We start from the raw sequence: 18,979 nt of genomic DNA on the forward strand, positions 1-18,979 counted from the left end.
CGCGAGGCCGACGTCTCCGCATCACGCGACGGCAGTCGATGCCCACGCCGACGCGGTCGGTCGAACTGCATTGCCGAACAACGGGTTACGAACGACCATCAGAATGCACCCGGGCGAGACGCTCTCGGACCACAGAAACCGACACCGTCGTCAACTCGAGACCAGGTGATGAACAACACTTTTTTGCGTAGCGAATTACCGGACGATTCGCCTTAGTGTCGTCAGCGAAACCAATACCGAATGCACAATCCGCGAGAACCACGGAATGCGCGTTACAAACGGCAAGCACGGTGTCACGTCATGCGCGTGCGCTGTGACTGTCGAGTCCGGCTTCACGAATCGTCACCCATGTTGCCAGTAGCTGCTGGCCGAGCTCGGAATTGGATGCTTTCGATGGAATACACCGAATTGGCGGACTACCCGCTGCCCGCAGGCAAGCTGACCGAGTGGGTCCCCGCCGTCGCCTCCGAGGCGTGGCGCGAGGATCCGCGGGGGATCTCCTTCACTCACGAGGACCACTGCAGCCGAGGCAACGACGGTTCGTGGATCGGTACCGTCTTCGAGATCCATCGTCGTTACGACGTCGAAGTCATGCGCCGGACCATCGGTGCCTACATCGCACGGCACGAGGCGTTCCGCACACGCGTCGAGCGCGACGACCGAACCGGTGCCTGGAGGCGCTACACGGTCGACGCGGACGCCGTCACGGTCGACGACCGGGCCGAGTCCTCGTCGTGGAGCGAGTCGCAGGTCTTCGAACATCTCGAATCCTGGTTCGCCGACGTCGTCTCACCGACGACGTGGCCGCACTTCGTTCTGGCGACCGTCGTCCCCGAGCCGCACGTGGCCGCATCCGTCCCGCAGCAGGACAAGTTCCTCGTCGCGTTCGCTGCCGACCACTCGGTGATGGACGCGTACAGCCAGATCTACGCGATCAACGAGTTCGACCGCCTGTACGCACATGTTCTGGACGGTGCCGAGCACGGACTCCCCGAGGTGGGCAGTTACGTGGACTTCTCCGCAGCCGAACGTGCGTTGGGTGAATCGCTGACCGCCGACCACGACGCGGTACTGGCCTGGGACCGCTTCCTGGCTGCCGAGGACGGCCGGTTCCCGGCGTTTCCGCTCCCGTTGCGCGCGGAGAACTCGTCGGCGCCGACCGATCTCGCCACTCGTCAGAGCAGCGTGTCCTCCTGGTTGTTGACCACCGAGCAGGTCGAGGCGTTCAACGCCAAGTGCCGAGCCGCCGGCCAGAACATGCAGGCGGGAATCCTGGCGGCACTCGCTCTCGTCAACTCGCGATTGACGGGCAACGGCACGTTTCGGACGATCATGCCCATGCACACTCGCTACGCGGAGAAGTGGGCTGCGAGCGTCGGCTGGTACGTCGGGATTCTGCCGATGGAAATCCGGCTGGACGATGCAACGACCTTCGCCGAGGCAATCGATCGGGCCAACATCGGGGCAACCGAGTACAAGAGGCTCGCCGCAATGCCGTACTCGAAGATCGCATCCCTGATGTCCTCCACCGAGATTCCTCGCTTCGTCGTCTCGTACATCGACCTGAGGTTCCTTCCGGACGGCGAGGAATGGCAGGAACGGAAGGGCCGCGCACTGCGCAGCGAGTGCCACGCGGAGGACGAGGTCTACTTCTGGATCAACCGCACCCTGCAAGGCCTGAACATCTCGGCTCGATTTCCCAGCTCGGACGTGTCGACGACCAACGTGCACAGGTTCATCACCGAGTTCGTCTCCGTGGTGACCGCTGTGATCGAGGAACCGACGGAAACCCTCGATTCTGCAGTCGCCGCCGTCGGAGCAGGGCGAGAATAGATCCGGGAGGAGCATCGATGATCATCACCGCGCTGAGCAACTGGACACCTCGACCGGGCACGCTCGTGGAGTGGCACCCCAGTCGGGCGGCGTCGGACGCTGCGCTGGCAGCCCCGGTGCACTCGGCCCCGCCGTCGTTTCTGCAGGAAGACCATCTGGTCGCGGCTGCAGCAGCGTCCGCTCGCGGTGACGTTCACCACGCCTACACCGGTGTCGCGACCGAGATCGACGGGGCACTCGATCGGGATGCCCTCTCCCGGGCGATCGCTGCGTACGTGCTCCGGCACGAGGGATTGCGGTGCTGGTTCGAGGTGAACGGTACGCACGTCGTGCGACACCTCGCCTCGAACGCGGTCGCCGAGTTCGAACCGAGCGATGCAGGCAGCTTCGACACCGACGAGCAGTTCCAGAGTTACGTCCGTGCCCATTTCTCCGCCGAAGCCACGGCGTTCGAGTGGCCGGGATTCGTCGTCGGTGCCGTCGATCGCTCCGACGGTTTCACGCTCTACTACGGTGCGGATCACGCGTTCACCGACGGTGGTTCACAGGCGCTCGTCATCAGCGAACTCGCCGATCTGTACGCCCTGGAGATCGGCGAGGACGCTCCCGTACCTGCGGCAGCGGGCAGCCACCTCGAGTACGCGACTGCAGAGCGTGCGCTCGCGGCGACGTACGGCCCCGACGCCCCCGAGATCGCGGCGTGGAGAAGCATCTTTCGAAACAACGACGGGAAGATGCCGCGGTTCCCTCTTACCCTCGGCCTCGAGGAAGGCGAACGCGGACCGGTGCGGATCGTCGAACGCCATCTGCTCGACGCCGACGCCACCGCTGCGCTCGACCGGGCGTGCAAGGCTGCGGGTGCCCGCATCAGCAGCGGCGTGTTCGCAGCCGTCGGCATTGCCGATTTCGAACTGGCCGGCCGCACCGACTACTTCGGTATCACGGTGCTCAGCACCCGACACGTCGGTGACTACGCGCAATCGCAGGGCTGGTTCGTGAACTTCGCGCCGGTCGCGTTCACCGTCGGGGACGCCGACGCCTTCTCCGAGGTCGCCGTCAGGGCTCACGCCGGATTCGAGGCTTCGAAGAAGATCGCAGCGGTACCCGTTCATGCCGTCCTCGGCGCGCTTGCTGCCGACGGAACATTGGGCAGCGAATTGGCCGTGAGTCCGAACATGCTGTCCTACATCGATTTTCGATGGTTCCCCGGTGTCGGCCGTCCTGCTGATACTCGGGGTGAGCATTTCACCGGCGAAGGCAGGACGTCCAACGCGTCGATGTGGATCAACCGCGACGCAGACCACCTCTACTTGTGCGCGCAGGTACCCGACAATCCGGTTGCCGCCGAGTCGGTCGAGCGCTATCACTCGCACCTGCAGAGCATCCTGGAATCGGTTGCCCGTGACGGCGACTACGCGATACGGGTGGCCGAAGTCGTCGGTGGTTGACCGGTGCGAGTGACCTCGATAGCCGACTTCCACACCGCACCGGGGCAGTACCTGGAGTGGCCGGTCGTGATGCGCGCAGGTACTGCGTCGTCCGTTCCGCCGTCGTTCAATCAGAGCTTCCATCTGTCGTCCGCACTCGAGCCTGCGGTCGGCAGTGGCACTGACACGGCATCGGTATGGATCGCGGTCGCCTTCGACGTCGACGGACCGATCGACATCGATGCTCTCACTTCTGCTTTCGGTACGTTCGTGCGCCGCCACCCGGCTCTGCGGACCTCGTTCGCCGCGCGAGACGGCGTCGTCGCTCGGCGCGTGTACGAGCCGGACGAGGTCGACGTCATGACACCGACGTCGGTGATCGTCGACGGATCCGCAGCGCTCACCGCGCACATTCGCGCGCGGTTCGACGTCCTCTGCCACCCCGCCCGCATTCCGTCGTATTCGCTCGCGGCGGTGAGCCGTACGAGCCGTTCGACCGTGGTGTGCGGTTTCGATCATGCTCACGTCGATGCGGTCTCGATGACGGTCGCGGCCGAGGAGATCTCGCATCTCTACGCGGCACACCACGTGCAGGACGCGGCGGCCCTTCCCGAGGTCGGGAGTTTCGTCGACTTCTGCGCTACCGAGATCGCCGCTCCCGTGGTCGATCTCACGGACCCTCGCCTGCAGGCGTGGGCGAATTTCTTCGCGAGCTGCGGGAACCGGACACCCGAATTTCCTTTCGACCTCGGCGTGCCGTCCGGTACTCGCGCACCTCAGGCCACGACCGTGCACCGCCTTGCCGACGCCGCCGAGGCCGCCGCGTTCGAACAGGCCTGTCGAGATCTGGGCGGCGGTAGTTTCGCCGCGGTCGCCGCAGCGATGGCGCAGGCGTCGGCGGACATCGGTGGCCCGAGCACTCTCCCGCTGCTCTTTCCACTGCACACCCGTCGCGAAGCCCGGTACGAGCAGGCGATCGGATGGTTCACCACCAACGCTCCGATGAACGTCGAGGTGTTCGAGACGTTCGCGGGCACACTCGCCTCGGCACAGTCGTCCTTTCGGGACGCACTCGCGCTCGGGACCGTGCCGATACCGCGCGTCCTCGAAGCCGTGGGCGACACCCTCACGCGCGGGCGCGGCGACGTCTTCATGATCTCCTACGTCGACTACCGGCGCCTGCCCGGAGCCGACGCCACCGGCCGCAACGCGCACCACATCAGCAACGTCACCACTGCCGACGACGCTCAGTTCTGGGTGTCGCGGACCCAGGACGGGCTTGCGCTCCGTTCACGTTTTCCGGACACGACGCAGGCGCACATGGTGATCGAGCGTTTCGTCCGAGCACTGCAGTCGGTCGTCCGTGCCGCGGCATCGGACCCGGTGAACACCAGTGACCTCTTGCTTCTCGGCCCGAGCGCATAGGATCGATGCAGTCAGCTCGTCACCCGGCGAACTGCTCATCTCCCTCTCGAATTCTCAGTAGGAGCGAAGAAGAAGTGCCCATAGCAGCAGATCCCACCCCCGCCTTCGCCGACTATGCGCACCCGGATCGCCTGGTGTCCACGCAATGGCTGTCCGCACATCTCGGAACTCCCGGCCTCAAGGTCGTCGAGTCCGACGAGGATGTGTTGCTGTACGACGTGGGGCACGTTCCCGGCGCCGTCAAGATCGACTGGCACCTGGACCTGAACGATCCCGTGACGCGCGACTACATCGACGGCGAGCAGTTCGCGGCGTTGATGCGCCGGAAGGGCATCTCCCGCGACGACACCATCGTGATCTACGGAGACAAGAGCAACTGGTGGGCTGCGTACGCGCTCTGGGTGTTCACGCTCTTCGGACACGAAGATGTGCGTCTGCTCGACGGTGGACGCGACGCGTGGCTGGCGGAGATCCGTGAGACGACGCTCGACGTTCCCGAGTACCCGGCCACGGATTACCCGGTCGTCGAACGCAACGACGCCCCCATCCGGGCGTATGCGTCGGATGTTCTGTCGGCCCTCGGTTCCGTTCCGCTGGTGGACGTTCGTTCACCTGCCGAGTACACCGGCGAACGCACTCACATGCCGGACTACCCGGAGGAGGGCGCATTGCGCGGCGGGCACATCCCGACCGCCACGAGCATTCCGTGGGCCAAGGCGGCGGCAGCGGACGGCCGTTTCCGCTCACGCGCGGAACTGGACGAGATCTACGGAGATGTCGTCGCGAACGACGAGGTCATCGCGTACTGCCGTATCGGTGAGCGGTCGAGCCACACCTGGTTCGTTCTGACGCATCTGCTCGGGCACGAATCGGTTCGCAACTACGACGGCTCGTGGACCGAGTGGGGCAACGCGGTTCGTGTTCCGATCGCCCGTGGCGAGGAGCCCGGCGACGCACCGACGAAGAAGTAGCGCCGTGGCCGATTCTCAGGGCATGCCTGACACCCTGGCCGAGATCGTCGAGGATTTCGCGGCGGTCGGGGGCCAGGACAAGCTTCAGTTGCTGCTCGAGTTCAGCCGTGAGCTTCCCGAGCTGCCTGCTCACCTCGAGCAGGCAGCGATGGAGCCCGTTCCGGAGTGCCAGTCCCCACTGTTTCTCTCCGTGGACGCCGACGACCGAGACCATGTGCAGCTGCACTTCAGCGCGCCGCCGGAGGCACCGACGACGCGCGGGTTCGCGTCGATCCTTCATCAGGGCCTCGACGGTCACAGTGCGCAGGACATTCTGGACGTGCCGGACGACTTCTATCTGGCGCTCGGGTTGGGCGACGCGGTGAGCCCGCTCCGGCTGCGCGGGATGTCCGCGATGTTGGCTCGCATCAAACGACATCTGAGGTGACCGGCCGTCTTGATCGATACACTTCGGGCTCGGTACACTCGGCCGGAGTAGTTGTCTGTTCAAGTCACCGGGAAAGATGGTCAGTGCCGCATGGAATTCACCGAGCTGGCTGACTACGCCATTCCCGCTGGAACCATCACCGAGTGGATTCCCAGCGTCGGGCCGCACGCCACCACTCCGGTTCTGGCCGGGTGGCAGCCCGACAGCCGACCCACGTCGTACGTCCACGAGGCGCATCTACGCTCCAGCCTCGCCAGCCCCAGGCGGGGGCGGGAGAGCTGGCTGGGTGCAGCATTCGAGATCGACGGCCCGCTGGACAAGCCCGCGTTCCGGCGGGCCGTCCTCGCGTGGATCGACCGTCACGAATCGATGCGCTCGCACGCGTCGATCGACGAGCATTCCGGTGCACTGTCTCGTGTGACCGCAGCCGAGGGTGCCATCGACGTCTGGCAGGTGGAGCAGGAACGCTGCGTTCAGTCCAGTGAGGTCTACGAGCACCTTCAGTACCTGTTCGACGAATTCACGTCACCGCTGGCGTGGCCCGCCTACGCTTTCGTGACGCTCGAGCCGCTGGCCGAGGAAGTCTCGGATCGCGTCACTGTCTTCTTCGCCGCGGACCACTCGATCATCGACGGACTGTCCACCGTTCTCGTCGCGCACGAGATCTCCGCCCTGTATGCGGAGGCCAAGGATCAGGTGCCCGCGGGGTTGTTCGAGGCAGGTTCCTACCTCGACTTCGGCGTGTCCGAGCGGCGGGTGCACGAGGAACTGGAGAACACGCACGACGCCGTCCTGGCGTGGAAGCATTTCTTGGACGAGGGCAACGGTGAGTTGCCGGCATTCCCGCTGGACATCGGTCGTTCGGGTGGCGTGCACGCACCGCAGAGCGGCCTGTCGGCGTGGATTCTCGATGCGGAGCGAGCCGACGCTTTCTCGGTGGCGTGCCGGAAGACAGGCAACAGGCTGTTCTCGGGCCTGCTCGCGGCGTTGGCTGTCGCGGGCGCAGAACTTTCCGGCGACACTCGGTTTCGCACCATCACACCGGTCCACACCCGAGACCAGCCACATTGGGTGTCCTCGCTCGGCTGGTTCGTCGGGCTGTGCCCGCTGTCGTTCGACATCGCCGACGCGGAATCGTTCGGCTCCATCGTGGCTCAGGCGACCGAGCAGGTCACGGCGACGAAGCCTGTAGCCCGGGTACCTCTGGATCGCGTCTTCCGGGCGCTCGACGCGTCGGCGAAACCGCGTTTCGTCGTCTCCTTCATGGACGTGCGCTTCGCCCCCATGGCCGAGAACTGGCACGACTGGAATGCTCGCGCGTTGCGCAGCAGGCAGTACGACCACGACGTCTACATCTGGATCAACCGGACGCCTCGCGGGATCAACATCTCCGCGCGCTACCCCAACACCGAGGAAGCGACGTCGAACGTGCACCAGTACGTCGGCGCACTTCGCCGGATCGTCGACGAGGTGGTCGATACCGGCAGTTACGCCCTCTCCGGTCGAGCAGGGCGTGAGCGCAACCTCGACGCGTCCAGTACCGGCCCGATTGCTACCAATCAGTAGGTAGTGACTCGATTTTTGGGGAGGTTCCCCATAATCACCATCCAGTTTCGGTTGTCTTCGGGGCTGTGCTTAAACTCCGAAGAGACGCTCGTACCAGTGCGGCACGAAACGGCCAGCACGGAACACTCGACACCACAGGAGGCTCAGTGCCCAGCCATGCCAGTGCGCATATCACCAAGGTCCTCGTCGCTAATCGCGGCGAGATTGCAGTTCGGGTGATCAGAGCAGCAGCAGATGCAGGCCTGAGAAGTGTCGCGGTCTACGCAGAACCCGACGCCGACGCCCCCCACGTCCGCCTCGCCGACGAAGCCTTCGCCCTCGGCGGCCAGACCTCGGCGGAATCGTATTTGGTCATCGACAAACTCTTGGGCGCCGCAGCCAAGTCCGGTGCCGACGCCATCCACCCCGGCTATGGCTTCCTCTCCGAAAACGCCGACTTCGCCCAAGCCGTCATCGACGCAGGCCTGATCTGGATCGGACCCTCCCCCCAATCCATCCGCGACCTCGGCGACAAAGTCACCGCCCGCCACATCGCCGCCCGCGCCAAAGCACCCTCCGTTCCCGGCACCGCAGAACCGGTGAAGGACGCCGAGGAAATCCTTGCCTTCGCCGACGAACACGGCCTCCCCATCGCCATCAAAGCCGCCTTCGGCGGCGGCGGCCGCGGTATGAAGGTCGCCCGCACCCGCGAAGAGATCCCCGAGCTGTTCGACTCCGCCACCCGCGAAGCCGTCGCAGCGTTCGGTCGCGGTGAATGCTTCGTCGAGCGCTACCTCGACAAGCCCCGCCACGTCGAAGCACAGGTCATCGCCGACCAGCACGGCAACGTCGTCGTCGCAGGCACCCGCGACTGCTCCCTGCAGCGCCGCTTCCAGAAGCTCGTCGAGGAAGCACCGGCACCGTTCCTCACCGACGCCCAGCGCGCCGAGATCCATTCCTCCGCCAAAGCCATCTGCAAAGAGGCCGGTTACTACGGCGCCGGGACCGTGGAATACCTCGTCGGCCAGGACGGCCTGGTCTCCTTCCTCGAGGTCAACACCCGACTTCAGGTCGAGCACCCCGTCACCGAAGAGACCTCCGGCATCGACCTGGTGCTGCAGCAGTTCCGCATCGCCAACGGCGAAGAGCTCTCCATTACCGAAGATCCCGCCCCGCGTGGACACTCGTTCGAGTTCCGCATCAACGGTGAGGACGCAGGCCGCGGCTTCCTGCCCGCTCCCGGCCCGGTCACCACGTTCGTCGCGCCGTCCGGTCCCGGTGTGCGCGTGGACTCCGGTGTCGAGTCCGGCTCGGTCATCGGTGGCCAGTTCGACTCCATGCTCGCCAAGCTGATCGTCACCGGCGCCACCCGCGAGGAAGCCCTCGCGCGTTCGCGTCGCGCGTTGGCCGAATTCAAGGTCGAAGGCCTCGCCACGGTCATCCCGTTCCACGCGGCCGTCGTCTCCGATCCCGCATTCATCGGTGACGGAGAATCCTTCGACGTCCACACCCGCTGGATCGAAACCGAATGGGACAACCAGGTACCCCCGTTCACCGCCGGCGAGCCGCTCGACGAGGACGAGGCGCTGCCGCGTCAGGCCGTCGTCGTCGAGGTCGGTGGCCGACGCGTCGAGGTGTCCCTGCCCGGCCAGTTCTCCCTCGGCGGCGGCGCCGGTACTGCCGGTAGTGGAAGTGCAGGTGGCGCGATCCGCCGCAAGCCCAAGCCCCGCACACGCGGCGGCGCAGGCGCCGGAGCTGCCTCCGGTGACGCTGTCACCGCACCCATGCAAGGCACCGTCGTCAAGGTCGCCGTCGAAGAAGGACAAGAAGTCGCCGAAGGCGACCTCATCGCCGTCCTCGAAGCCATGAAAATGGAAAACCCCGTCAACGCCCACAAAGCAGGCACAGTGACCGGCCTCGCCGTCCAACCAGGATCCGCCATCACCCAGGGCACCGTCCTCGCAGAACTGAAGTAGTACGAAAGAAAGCGACGTCCGGGTTAGTCTGTCTGTCATGGCCGACAACCCGGACGTTCGCATTGGTACCGCCGAACGCGAGCAGGCGCTCTCCAACCTGAGTCAGCACCTGAGCGACGGACGCCTGACGCTTCCGGAATTCGACGAGCGCAGCGCGGTGGTGACTGCGGCGACAACCCGCGGCGAGCTGGATTCGGTCTTCACCGACCTTCCCACGCCCTCGTTGGCTCCTACGGCGTCCCGGCCGCTCGACATCTCCAAGTCCGCAGAGCCTGCGATCGAGCCGGCAGCCCCGGCCGTGGTGGACGGCTGGGATTGGCGAAAAGCCACCATGGCGGCGGCACCGATCGTTGCGCTGATCCTGTTCTTCGTCGTACCGGTGTCCAACAGCTGGTTGTTCTTCCTTCTCATTCCTCTGGCCGGTGCCCTGCTGTTCGGTGGCGATCGCTCCAGGCGGCGCGATCGGTGACGGCGAAGATACTTCTCTTCGACGTCTTCGGCACGGTCGTCGATTGGAGAACCAGCGTTGCCGCGCACTGCGCCGACGCACTGCCTGGCGACGTCGATTCGTACGCGTTCGCCGACCGTTGGCGCAGTCTCTATCAACCATCGATGGAGGACGTCCGATCCGGCGCGCGGGAGTTCGTCCGTCTCGACGTGCTTCACCTCGAAAGCCTGCGGACCGTACTCGACGAGTTCGGTGTGCACTTGCCCGCCGAGGCCGTCGCTAGGTTGAACACTGTCTGGCATCGACTGACGCCGTGGCCGGACTCGGTCTCCGGGCTCTCGCGGTTGAAATCGCAGTTCGTGATCGCTCCCCTGTCCAACGGCAACATCTCGCTGCTGTTGGACATGGCGAAGAACGCAGGATTGCCGTGGGACGCGATACTCGGCGCCGAGCCGGTGCGCGCCTACAAGCCGAGCCCCGAGGCATACCTACGCACCGCCGACATCCTCGGTGTCCCACCGGAGCACTGCATGATGGTTGCCGCGCACAACAGTGACCTCGACGCGGCGCGTGCATGCGGATTCCAGACCGCCTTCATCGCCCGCCCCACCGAGCACGGTCCGTCCCAGACCACCGACCTCATCGCCGAGTCGGACTGGACCTACAGCGTTTCGTCGATCGCAGAACTGGCTTCGGTGCTGGGATGCTGAACAGATCGACAGCTGCTCGATTATCCGTTTGCCACCAACCCCGCTAGAGTTGTCCCTCGGTGCGCCGGGAAGTCTGGTCGGCATGAACTGACCATGCCCGAAAGTCGTTGCCCCACTGACGTGGGCGATGACGTCGAGAAAGGCCATCATGCCGACATCACCGACGCAGCGAACACTGTTCTCCCGCGGTTCGTGGTCCGAGGCCAGCCGTATCGCCGCAGTACTCCGCAAAGAAACGGTGGGCGGAGTTCTACTACTCATCGCTGCCGTCGCGGCACTCGCCTGGGCGAACTCGCCGCTGTCCGACAGCTACCGAACCTTGATGAACTTCACGATCGGCCCGTCCTCGATCCACCTGAATCTCACCGTCTCGACGTGGGCAGCCGACGGCCTGCTTGCAATCTTTTTTTTCGTTGTCGGCCTCGAACTCAAACGCGAGTTCGTCGCAGGCGACCTCCGAGATCCGAAGCGCGCAGCGCTTCCCATCGCGGCCGCGGTCGGCGGAATGATAGTTCCCGCACTCATTTTCGTGCTCGTCAACCGCAATACCGGTGACGGCGCGCTGCAGGGATGGGCCATTCCCACAGCGACCGACATCGCATTTGCTGTGGCAATTCTCGCCGTGATCGGCACCCATCTACCCACTGCACTGAGAACGTTCCTTCTCACTCTCGCCGTTGTGGACGACTTACTCGCGATCACCGTCATCGCGATCTTCTACACGGACGAGGTGAACTTCGTGGCACTCGCCCTCGCTGTGATCCCTCTCGGTCTGTTCACGATCGCCGTCCAGAAACGGTTACGGTCGTGGTGGATCCTCATCCCGCTCGCGATCGCCACGTGGGTGTTGGTACACGAATCGGGTATCCACGCCACCGTCGCAGGAGTACTACTGGGGTTTGCAGTCCCCGTGATTCGAAGCCGAGCGGCGGGCGGACCCGATGCCGGCCCCGGACTCGCCGAACACTTCGAACATCGCATTCGCCCCATCTCCGCCGGCGTCGCTGTTCCTGTGTTCGCATTCTGCGCGGCAGGCGTGACTGTCGGTGGCTTCAGCGGACTGACCAGCGCGATCACCGACCCCGTGGCACTCGGAATCATTGCGGGCCTGGTGATCGGCAAGACCGTCGGGATTTTCGGTGTCACCTTCCTGCTCTCGAAATTCACTCGCGCATCGCTGGACAGCACCGTCAGATGGGTGGACGTAGTGGGAATCTCCATGCTTGCCGGCATTGGATTCACCGTGTCGCTGCTGATCGGCGACCTCGCCTTCGGACCAGGCACCGATCGCGACGACCACGTCAAGATCGGTGTGCTCACGGGATCGATCATGGCGGCCCTGCTGGCCTCGGCCCTCCTTCGAGCGCGCAACACGGTGTACCGAAAGATTCACGAGGACGAGACGCGGGACGACGATCATGACGGGATTCCGGACGTGTATCAGAAGCGAAACCCCTGAGAAGCGGTTTCCTTCGGTGGTCCCGACGTCGACACGCGGACCTCGAGTTCTCGTCGAAAACCCGGTAGGACCTCATCGATGATCGTGATCCACACCGGTTGCCCAGCGCGAACATTCGACGGCGATGACGTCGTCGCGGTTGCGGAGAAATTCTCGGGCGCCCTTGTCTCCCGTTGCGCCGGCGGCGACTGCGGCCCAGTGCTCGCGTCCGAACACCACCGGGTGACCGGGGGAACCGTCGAACACTGCTCGTGCGAGCCCGGTGGCGTCTGCCGCTGCCAGGACTGCGCGCACCACCTCCTCGCCGACGTCGGGAGTGTCCACCACGTGGACGACGGCGAAGGCTGCGTCACCTGCCGCGGCGAGCCCGGCCTTCAGCGATGCGCTCATCCCTTCCTGCCAGTCGGGTGCATACACGGCGCGAGCGGGGGCGGGAACGTCGGTGTCGGCGGCACCGAGGACGACCACGACGTCGGCGCAGCCTCCGTCCACCAATGCCTGGACGGCCGCTGCCAGCCAGTCACCGTCGTGGGCGAGGACCTTGGGTGAGCCGTATCGGCGTCCGGCACCTGCGGCCAGCAGCACTCCCACTGCATCTGGAACCACTGCGCACCCTCCGTTTGGACATTCGCACAACGACGACGGCCGGACAGCCGATCATTATTGTGCCCGCTCGACTCGCGGCATCTCCCGCGATGGCGGATTCTGTTACCACTTCTCCTGCAGCGTGGCAGGACTTCGATTCCTGTTCGCTACCGCGAGGTGTCCACATGTCCGTTCTCCCGATCAAGCGTCGCCGTGTTCATCCTGTCGACGAAGTGTTGCCCGTCCCCAAACTCGCTGCGTACGGCTTTCAACATGTCGTCGCGTTCTACGCGGGCGCCGTACTGGTGCCGATCATCATCGGCAGCGCGATCGGACTGACCAACGAACAGTTGATCCACCTGATCAATGCCGACCTGTTCACGTGCGGGATCGCGTCGATCATTCAGTCCGTGGGGTTCTGGAAGATCGGCGTTCGCCTCCCGCTTCTGCAGGGCGTGACGTTTGCCGGAGTGTCACCGGTGATCGCGATCGCGATGGCGAACGGCGGCGGCACCGAGGGGTTGCTGTACGTCTACGGAGCCGTCATCGTCGCGGGCCTCGTCACGTTCTTCATGGCACCGTATTTCAGCAAGCTTCTGAGGTTCTTTCCGCCCGTCGTGACCGGGACGGTGATCACGATCATCGGCGTCGCACTGCTCCCCGTCGCCGTCAACGATGCGGTGACCAATCCCGCTACGCACGAGCAGGATCCGACGAACGGACGGTGGATGGCGTACGCCATCGGCACCCTGCTGATCATCGTGCTGATTCAGCGCTTCTTCAAAGGATTCATGGCGACCATCGCGGTGTTGCTCGGTTTGGTGATCGGGAGCGCCGTCGCATTCGTTCTGGGAGACATGAGCTTCGACGGCACCGGTGAAGCATCGTGGGTGGGCTTCACGCAGCCGTTCCTGTTCGGCGCGCCGAAGTTCAGCGTCATCGCGATCATCTCGATGATCGTCGTCATGCTGATCATTGCCGTCGAAACCACCGGAAGTGTCTATGCCACCGGCGAAATCGTCGGGAAGCGGATCAAGAAGGACGACATAGCGGCAACCCTGCGCGCGGACGGCGTGGCGACGGTGATCGGCGGGACGTTCAACTCGTTCCCCTACACCGCGTTCTCGGAGAACGTCGGGCTGGTGCGTCTCACCGGAGTTCGGAGCCGGTGGGTCGTGGCAGCGGCGGGCGCAATCATGATCCTGCTGGGGCTACTGCCGAAAACCGCCGCGGTCGTTGCGTCGATTCCGCCGCCCGTGCTCGGCGGTGCGGCGCTGGCTCTGTTCGCGACGGTTGCCGTGGTGGGAATCCAGACGCTGTCCAAGGTCGATTTCACCGACCACCGCAATTTGATCATCGTGGCAACCAGCCTGGGCCTCGCGATGCTGGTGACGATCCAACCGACGGTGTCCCAGGGCGTGCCTGCATGGCTCGAGATGCTCTTCGGCAGCGGTATCGTCCTCGGAGCCGTCACGGCGATCGTGTTGAACGTGTTGTTCTTCCATCTCGGTGGTCGCGGCCAGGCCGTGGCAGGTGGACCGGGTAAGGGAATCACCCTGGACAAGGTCAACGCAATGACTCCCGACGAATTCGCCTCGACGTTCGGCGGTCTGGTTCAGGGCACACCGTGGGTGGTCGAGCGCGCGTACCAGCAGGCACCGTTCGCCGACGCGCACAGCCTGCGGGAGGCGTTCCAGGAATCTCTGCTGGCCGGGACGACGGAGGAGCAGGTGGAGCTGATCAACAGTTACCCCGACCTCGGCAGTGAGGATGCGACGGGAACACTGCACGCTGCAGATCACGTCGGCCTGTCCAATCTGGAGGAAGACGAGCACGACAGCATCGTCCAACTCGCGGCGGAGTACCGGCAGCACTTCGGATTTCCGCTCGTGATCTGTGCCAGGGAGACCGAACGCTACGACAGAGTTCTCGCCAATGGGTGGTCGCGCATGGAGAATGCAGCCGCGGCCGAGCGATCGTTCGCGATGATCGAGATCGCCAAGATCGCGAACTATCGCTTCGACGACCTCGTCGCCGACGCCAACCCCATCGCCGCCGCCCGCTTCGGTCGGCTGACCGAGCACAGATAGCGAGATGCGTTGTTACACGAATGGATAGGCCTGGACGGGTTCAACGAACTGTCGGACCGGCAGGCGATGCATGCTCTGTTCGAGTGTTGCTCGTCGTCGATCTGGGCTCGACGGGTCGCCGGGTCTCGGCCGTTCTCGTCCCGAGATCAACTGCTGGACCGGGCAGATCGAGTGCTCGCCGAACTCCCGGAAGCGGAGATCGACCAGGCGCTCGACGGCCACCCCCGGATCGGCGGGCGGGCGGACAACAGCTCCTCCCAGCGCGAGCAGGCGGCTGTCCAGAGTGCAGGATCGGATGTGCTGGCCGAGCTCGCCGAGGCCAATCGCAAGTACGAAGCACAGTTCGGGCACGTATACCTGGTGTGCGCCACCGGACGGTCGGCGACGGAGTTGCTCGCTATCCTCGAAGAGAGATTGGGGAACGACCCCGAGACCGAGCGACGGGTGCTGCGCGTGGAACTGGCCAAGATCAACAGAATTCGACTGAACCGGGTGTTGGGGCCGCAGCAGTGAGCGGGATCAGCACGCACGTTCTCGACGCGGTCGCCGGGGCTCCCGCGGTGGGGATACGGGTCGCGCTGTTCCATCCGGTGGACGGACAGATCGCGACGGCGGCCACCGACGCCGACGGACGGGTGCCGGAACTGGTACCCGGTCCGGTCGCTACCGGTACGTACCGCCTGTCCTTCGACATCGGCAGCTACTTCGACGTCCACGGCACGGCGACGTTCTATCCGGAAGTGTCCATCTCGTTCGCTGTGACCGACCCGGATGCGCACTACCACGTTCCATTGTTGTTGTCCCCGTTCGCTTATTCCACCTATCGCGGGAGCTGAGATGACCGACCTGAACGGCAAGATCGTCCTCGGGGCAAACCAGTACGGCAAAGCCGAGAACCGAGTCGTACGGATCTACCGTGATTCTCCGCGACACGAGATCCACGACATCAACGTCTCGAGCGCGCTGCGCGGCGACTTCTCACCCGCCCACCTCGTCGGCGATCAATCGAATGTTCTACCGACGGATACGCAGAAGCAGACGGCATACACGTACGCCAAGTCCAAGGGCCTGTTGCACATCGAGAGCTACGGGCTAGACCTTGCCCGGCATTACGTCGACGATGTCGAGCCCGTCGAGGGCGCCCGCATCGAGCTCGAGGAGTACGCCTGGCAGCGTGTTGTCGTCGACGGAGCCGAGCACGACCACACGTGGACGCGCAAGGGCGAGGAGATCCGCACGTCCGCGGTGACCGTCGAAGGCAAGGGCGAGTACCAGAAGACGTGGGTCGTCAGCGGTTTCAAGGAACTGATCATCCTCAAGTCCACCGGGTCGGAGTTCGCGGGCTTCCTCGAGGACGAGCTGACCGTGCTCGAACCGACCCATGACCGGGTGATGGCGACGTCTCTCACTGCGCAGTGGCGCTACACTCGCACCGACGTGGACTGGGACGGAGTCCACGCAGGCGTGAAGGCCGCGATGATCGAGCGGTTCGCCAATCTGCAGTCACTTGCACTGCAGCAGACGTTGTACGCGATGGGTGAGGCGGTACTGCAGAAGTATCCGTTCATCGCAGAGATTCGGATGTCGGCACCCAACAAGCATCATTTCCTCTACGACACAGCACGTTTCGGTGTCCCCAACGACAACGAGGTATTCAACGCCGACGATCGACCCTATGGTTTGATCCAGGCGACGGTCGAGCGCGAGGATGCCCCGGACGCCGGCAGTGCATGGCGCACCTACTCGGTGGTCGGCTGAGCACCGGTACCTACTGCAGAACCTGCTCGGCCCACTCGACGAGAGGGGCCATCTTCCGCCACGATTCACGGACCCGTGCAGCGGCTTTCGGTGTTTCGAGCCAGGCAGGCGAACCGAAATGCCTGCTGACGGTCAGGGTCTTGTGGCGGAGCAGTTCGATCCGCGGGTGGTCGGCGTCGTAACCTCGCGGTTTGGTCTTGAGCTGGTCGCCGCTGATCTCGAAGCCTGCTTTCTGCATCGCCGCAACGATGTTCTCGAGCTCGGTCCCGCGCACCTCGGTGTCGACGGCGTCCCGGAACCGGGCGATTCCGTCGGCGTCCGCGTGATAAAAGCCGCCCGCGACGAAAAGTCCGGCCGGGTCGATCTGAACGTAGTACCCCAGGGCCGAGCCCCGCGCGACGAACGCACCCTGGTGCGCTTTGTAGGGGGTCTTGTCCTTCGAGAATCGGACGTCGCGGTACGGCCGGAACATCTTCGCGGGACCGAACTCGGACTCGAGTTCGGCGAGAAGCGCCGTCATCGGTTCCTTCACCGAGTGTTGGTAGACGTCCTTGTGGGCGTTCCACCACACTTTGCTGTTGTCCGCTTCCAGGTCCTCGTAGAAGTCGAGAGCGGCGAAAGGGATCCCCGTGAAAGCCATGAGCCCGATTCTAGGTGTGCGGTTGCGCCACCGATTGCAGAGCCAGGTAGACGTCGACGCGGTCCGCAGTGGACGCCATATCGCGGCCGAGCAGTTCTTCGACGCGTTTGATCCGGTAGCGGACCGTGTTGAGATGGACGTGAAGCACGTCGGCTGTCCTGTTCCACGAACCGCCCTGGGCCAGGAACTCACGCAGGGTGTCGAGTAGTCCGGAGTCGCCGTCGTACCGAAGCACCGGACCGAGGACACGCTCGGCATAGTCGCGTCGGACACGGTCGGGAAGAATCGACACCAGCGAGACCGCCGAGTCCAGATCGCCCGCGGCGACGACAGCGACCTGTTTCTCGCTCGCCCTCGCCACGTCGGACGCGTGACGAGCGGATTGAACCGCACCTTCCAGTGCCGAGCCCGTCACCTCGGAGCTGACGCCGACGACGAGCCTGCTCCTCCCGATCCCGGCGGCCAGCCTGCGCAATCTCGTCCGGAGAACGGGCACGATGTCGACGGCTTTGGTTGTCACGATCCCCACGATGTCGCCGCGGCTTCCGCCACCGACGCATCCACCGCCGAAGGACGTCAGAGTGTCCGACAGAACGGTCCTGAGCAGTTCGTGCATGTCACCTCGACCGACGAAGACCGCACTGATCACGACGAGTGGTTGTTCGGGATCGACGCCGGCTTGGCGAAGCCGTACGAGCGTCTCCGATGTCGACCAGTCCTCTTCCAGCAATCGCACGGCCTGGTCGGCGATTTCGCGTCGCACGAGGCGGCCTTCCTCCCTGCGAGCGCGGTCGAGAGCAGCGATCGACGCGAGCTGACCGAAGGCGTCGGAGATCGCCGGACCGAAGGTCCGGTAGTCACCGGAGACGGCAAGGAACCAGCGCATCGCTCTGGTGGACAGCGCCGCACCGACACCGAAGATGCTGTGGACGCGGCCTCCTGCGAGGGTGACCGTCGCGGGCAGGCTGTCGGCGGACAGGGCGCAGCGGGTCAGCGCATCGACGTCCTCGTCGGAGAAGGGGGTCGCTTCGACGACGAGTCGACGCCCGGTCGCGGTGAAGATCGAGCACTGCATCCCGGTCTCGCGTGTGGTGTGGACGGCCAGCTCGTCGAGGGCACGGCCGTCGGCGACAGCCGTCAGGAGCTGTCGTTGTCGCATGAGCGAGGTGTTCAACGCGGCGATCCTGTCGCCCGACACCCGGTCGACGAGAAACTCCGTCAGATCGCCGAACGACACCGACGCCGGTACGGCGAGCAGGGGCAGTCCGTGCCGCTCGCACGCGTCGACGAGATCGACCGGAACGTGACCGAGCAACCCCTCACCGGCTGCCAATGCCACAGCGCCCGAGCCGAACACTGCCCGAACGAACGCGTCCGAATCCTCGGGCGCTCGGCGCCACACGAGTCCGGTGATGACCAACTCGCCGCCCGCGATGTAGCGAGACGGATCCGGTAGATCGGTCGTGAACGTCCACTTGACGGTTCGCTCGTACGCCTCCGTGTCCGTGGTCAGCATGCGGATGCCAAATTCCGGAACCGCGAGCAGGTCTTTGACCTGCATGTTCACCTCCGATGTTCCCCGGCTTTGTAGGAACGGACAATAACCGCGGAGTGTTTCGGTCGCGTTTCGGTCGTATCGCATCAGTACGCCGCCGCCGTAACAGATGTTCACTAGAGTTCGCACA

17 protein-coding genes are annotated in these 18,979 nt (G+C 64.7%); 14 read left to right on the plus strand and 3 right to left on the minus strand.

Going from position 1 to position 18,979, the window contains the following annotated elements:
* Nucleotides 1-393: 393 nt before the first annotated feature.
* From CH290_RS18365 to nhaA, 10 genes are all read left to right on the plus strand, one after another.
* A complete protein-coding gene (locus tag CH290_RS18365; protein ID WP_033190520.1) occupies nucleotides 394-1,833 on the plus strand; it encodes a condensation domain-containing protein in 1,440 nt (479 codons plus the stop codon).
* Between the two features lie 17 nt (nucleotides 1,834-1,850).
* Entirely contained in the window at nucleotides 1,851-3,281 is a 1,431-nt protein-coding gene (locus CH290_RS18370) for a condensation domain-containing protein (RefSeq protein WP_033190519.1), read from the plus strand.
* Nucleotides 3,282-3,290: 9 nt separating this feature from the next.
* On the plus strand, nucleotides 3,291-4,685 hold the full coding sequence (locus CH290_RS18375) for a condensation domain-containing protein (RefSeq protein WP_020112139.1): 1,395 nt from the start codon (nucleotides 3,291-3,293) through the stop codon (nucleotides 4,683-4,685).
* A 74-nt stretch (nucleotides 4,686-4,759) separates the two neighbouring features.
* Entirely contained in the window at nucleotides 4,760-5,656 is an 897-nt protein-coding gene (locus tag CH290_RS18380) for a sulfurtransferase (protein ID WP_033190518.1), read from the plus strand.
* Between the two features lie 22 nt (nucleotides 5,657-5,678).
* Complete coding sequence (locus CH290_RS18385; RefSeq protein WP_020112141.1) at nucleotides 5,679-6,083, plus strand: SufE family protein; 405 nt, start codon at nucleotides 5,679-5,681, stop codon at nucleotides 6,081-6,083.
* Nucleotides 6,084-6,173: 90 nt separating this feature from the next.
* Entirely contained in the window at nucleotides 6,174-7,649 is a 1,476-nt protein-coding gene (locus CH290_RS18390; RefSeq protein ID WP_033190517.1) for a condensation domain-containing protein, read from the plus strand.
* A gap of 146 nt (nucleotides 7,650-7,795) precedes the next feature.
* Nucleotides 7,796-9,604: an acetyl/propionyl/methylcrotonyl-CoA carboxylase subunit alpha gene (locus CH290_RS18395; protein WP_033190516.1), complete on the plus strand. Its 1,809-nt coding sequence runs from the start codon at nucleotides 7,796-7,798 to the stop codon at nucleotides 9,602-9,604.
* A gap of 37 nt (nucleotides 9,605-9,641) precedes the next feature.
* Complete coding sequence (locus CH290_RS18400) at nucleotides 9,642-10,073, plus strand: DUF1707 SHOCT-like domain-containing protein (protein WP_019666160.1); 432 nt, start codon at nucleotides 9,642-9,644, stop codon at nucleotides 10,071-10,073.
* Nucleotides 10,070-10,762 carry a haloacid dehalogenase type II gene (locus tag CH290_RS18405; protein ID WP_019666161.1) on the plus strand — a complete coding sequence of 231 codons (693 nt, stop codon included), beginning with the start codon at nucleotides 10,070-10,072 and terminating at the stop codon, nucleotides 10,760-10,762. Before CH290_RS18400 ends, CH290_RS18405 begins: the two co-directional genes overlap by 4 nt.
* 127 nt (nucleotides 10,763-10,889) lie before the next feature.
* On the plus strand, nucleotides 10,890-12,221 hold the full coding sequence (gene nhaA, locus CH290_RS18410) for a Na+/H+ antiporter NhaA (protein ID WP_033190515.1): 1,332 nt from the start codon (nucleotides 10,890-10,892) through the stop codon (nucleotides 12,219-12,221).
* 72 nt (nucleotides 12,222-12,293) lie between these two features.
* Here nhaA and CH290_RS18415 read toward each other — a convergent pair whose 3' ends face one another.
* Complete coding sequence (locus CH290_RS18415) at nucleotides 12,294-12,827, minus strand: nucleotidyltransferase family protein (RefSeq protein WP_033190514.1); 534 nt, start codon at nucleotides 12,825-12,827, stop codon at nucleotides 12,294-12,296.
* 164 nt (nucleotides 12,828-12,991) lie between these two features.
* Here CH290_RS18415 and CH290_RS18420 point away from each other — a divergent pair, with 164 nt between their 5' ends.
* The 4 genes from CH290_RS18420 to pucL are packed head-to-tail and all read left to right on the plus strand — an operon-like array spanning nucleotide 12,992 to nucleotide 16,654.
* Complete coding sequence (locus tag CH290_RS18420; protein WP_033190513.1) at nucleotides 12,992-14,896, plus strand: solute carrier family 23 protein; 1,905 nt, start codon at nucleotides 12,992-12,994, stop codon at nucleotides 14,894-14,896.
* A gap of 9 nt (nucleotides 14,897-14,905) precedes the next feature.
* The gene (gene uraD / locus CH290_RS18425; RefSeq protein WP_019666165.1) at nucleotides 14,906-15,409 is read left to right on the plus strand and encodes a 2-oxo-4-hydroxy-4-carboxy-5-ureidoimidazoline decarboxylase; all 504 of its coding nucleotides are present in this window, start codon (nucleotides 14,906-14,908) and stop codon (nucleotides 15,407-15,409) included.
* Nucleotides 15,406-15,732: a hydroxyisourate hydrolase gene (uraH, locus tag CH290_RS18430; protein ID WP_033190512.1), complete on the plus strand. Its 327-nt coding sequence runs from the start codon at nucleotides 15,406-15,408 to the stop codon at nucleotides 15,730-15,732. The genes uraD and uraH overlap by 4 nt, the downstream gene beginning before the upstream one ends.
* A gap of 1 nt (nucleotide 15,733) precedes the next feature.
* Complete coding sequence (pucL, locus tag CH290_RS18435; RefSeq protein WP_020112150.1) at nucleotides 15,734-16,654, plus strand: factor-independent urate hydroxylase; 921 nt, start codon at nucleotides 15,734-15,736, stop codon at nucleotides 16,652-16,654.
* 10 nt (nucleotides 16,655-16,664) lie between these two features.
* On the opposite strand, the gene CH290_RS18440 is transcribed toward pucL, so the two are convergent.
* Together CH290_RS18440 and CH290_RS18445 are read right to left on the minus strand one after the other, a co-directional pair.
* Nucleotides 16,665-17,294 (minus strand): DUF2461 domain-containing protein, encoded by a 630-nt coding sequence (locus tag CH290_RS18440; protein WP_033190511.1) that lies wholly within the window; start codon nucleotides 17,292-17,294, stop codon nucleotides 16,665-16,667.
* 10 nt (nucleotides 17,295-17,304) lie between these two features.
* Complete coding sequence (locus tag CH290_RS18445) at nucleotides 17,305-18,855, minus strand: PucR family transcriptional regulator (protein ID WP_230621116.1); 1,551 nt, start codon at nucleotides 18,853-18,855, stop codon at nucleotides 17,305-17,307.
* Between the last annotated feature and the right edge of the window lie 124 nt (nucleotides 18,856-18,979).

It is taken from the genome of Rhodococcus sp. 06-156-4 (genome assembly GCF_002259345.1).
GTDB classification, from domain to species: Bacteria; Actinomycetota; Actinomycetes; order Mycobacteriales; family Mycobacteriaceae; genus Rhodococcoides; species Rhodococcoides fascians_E.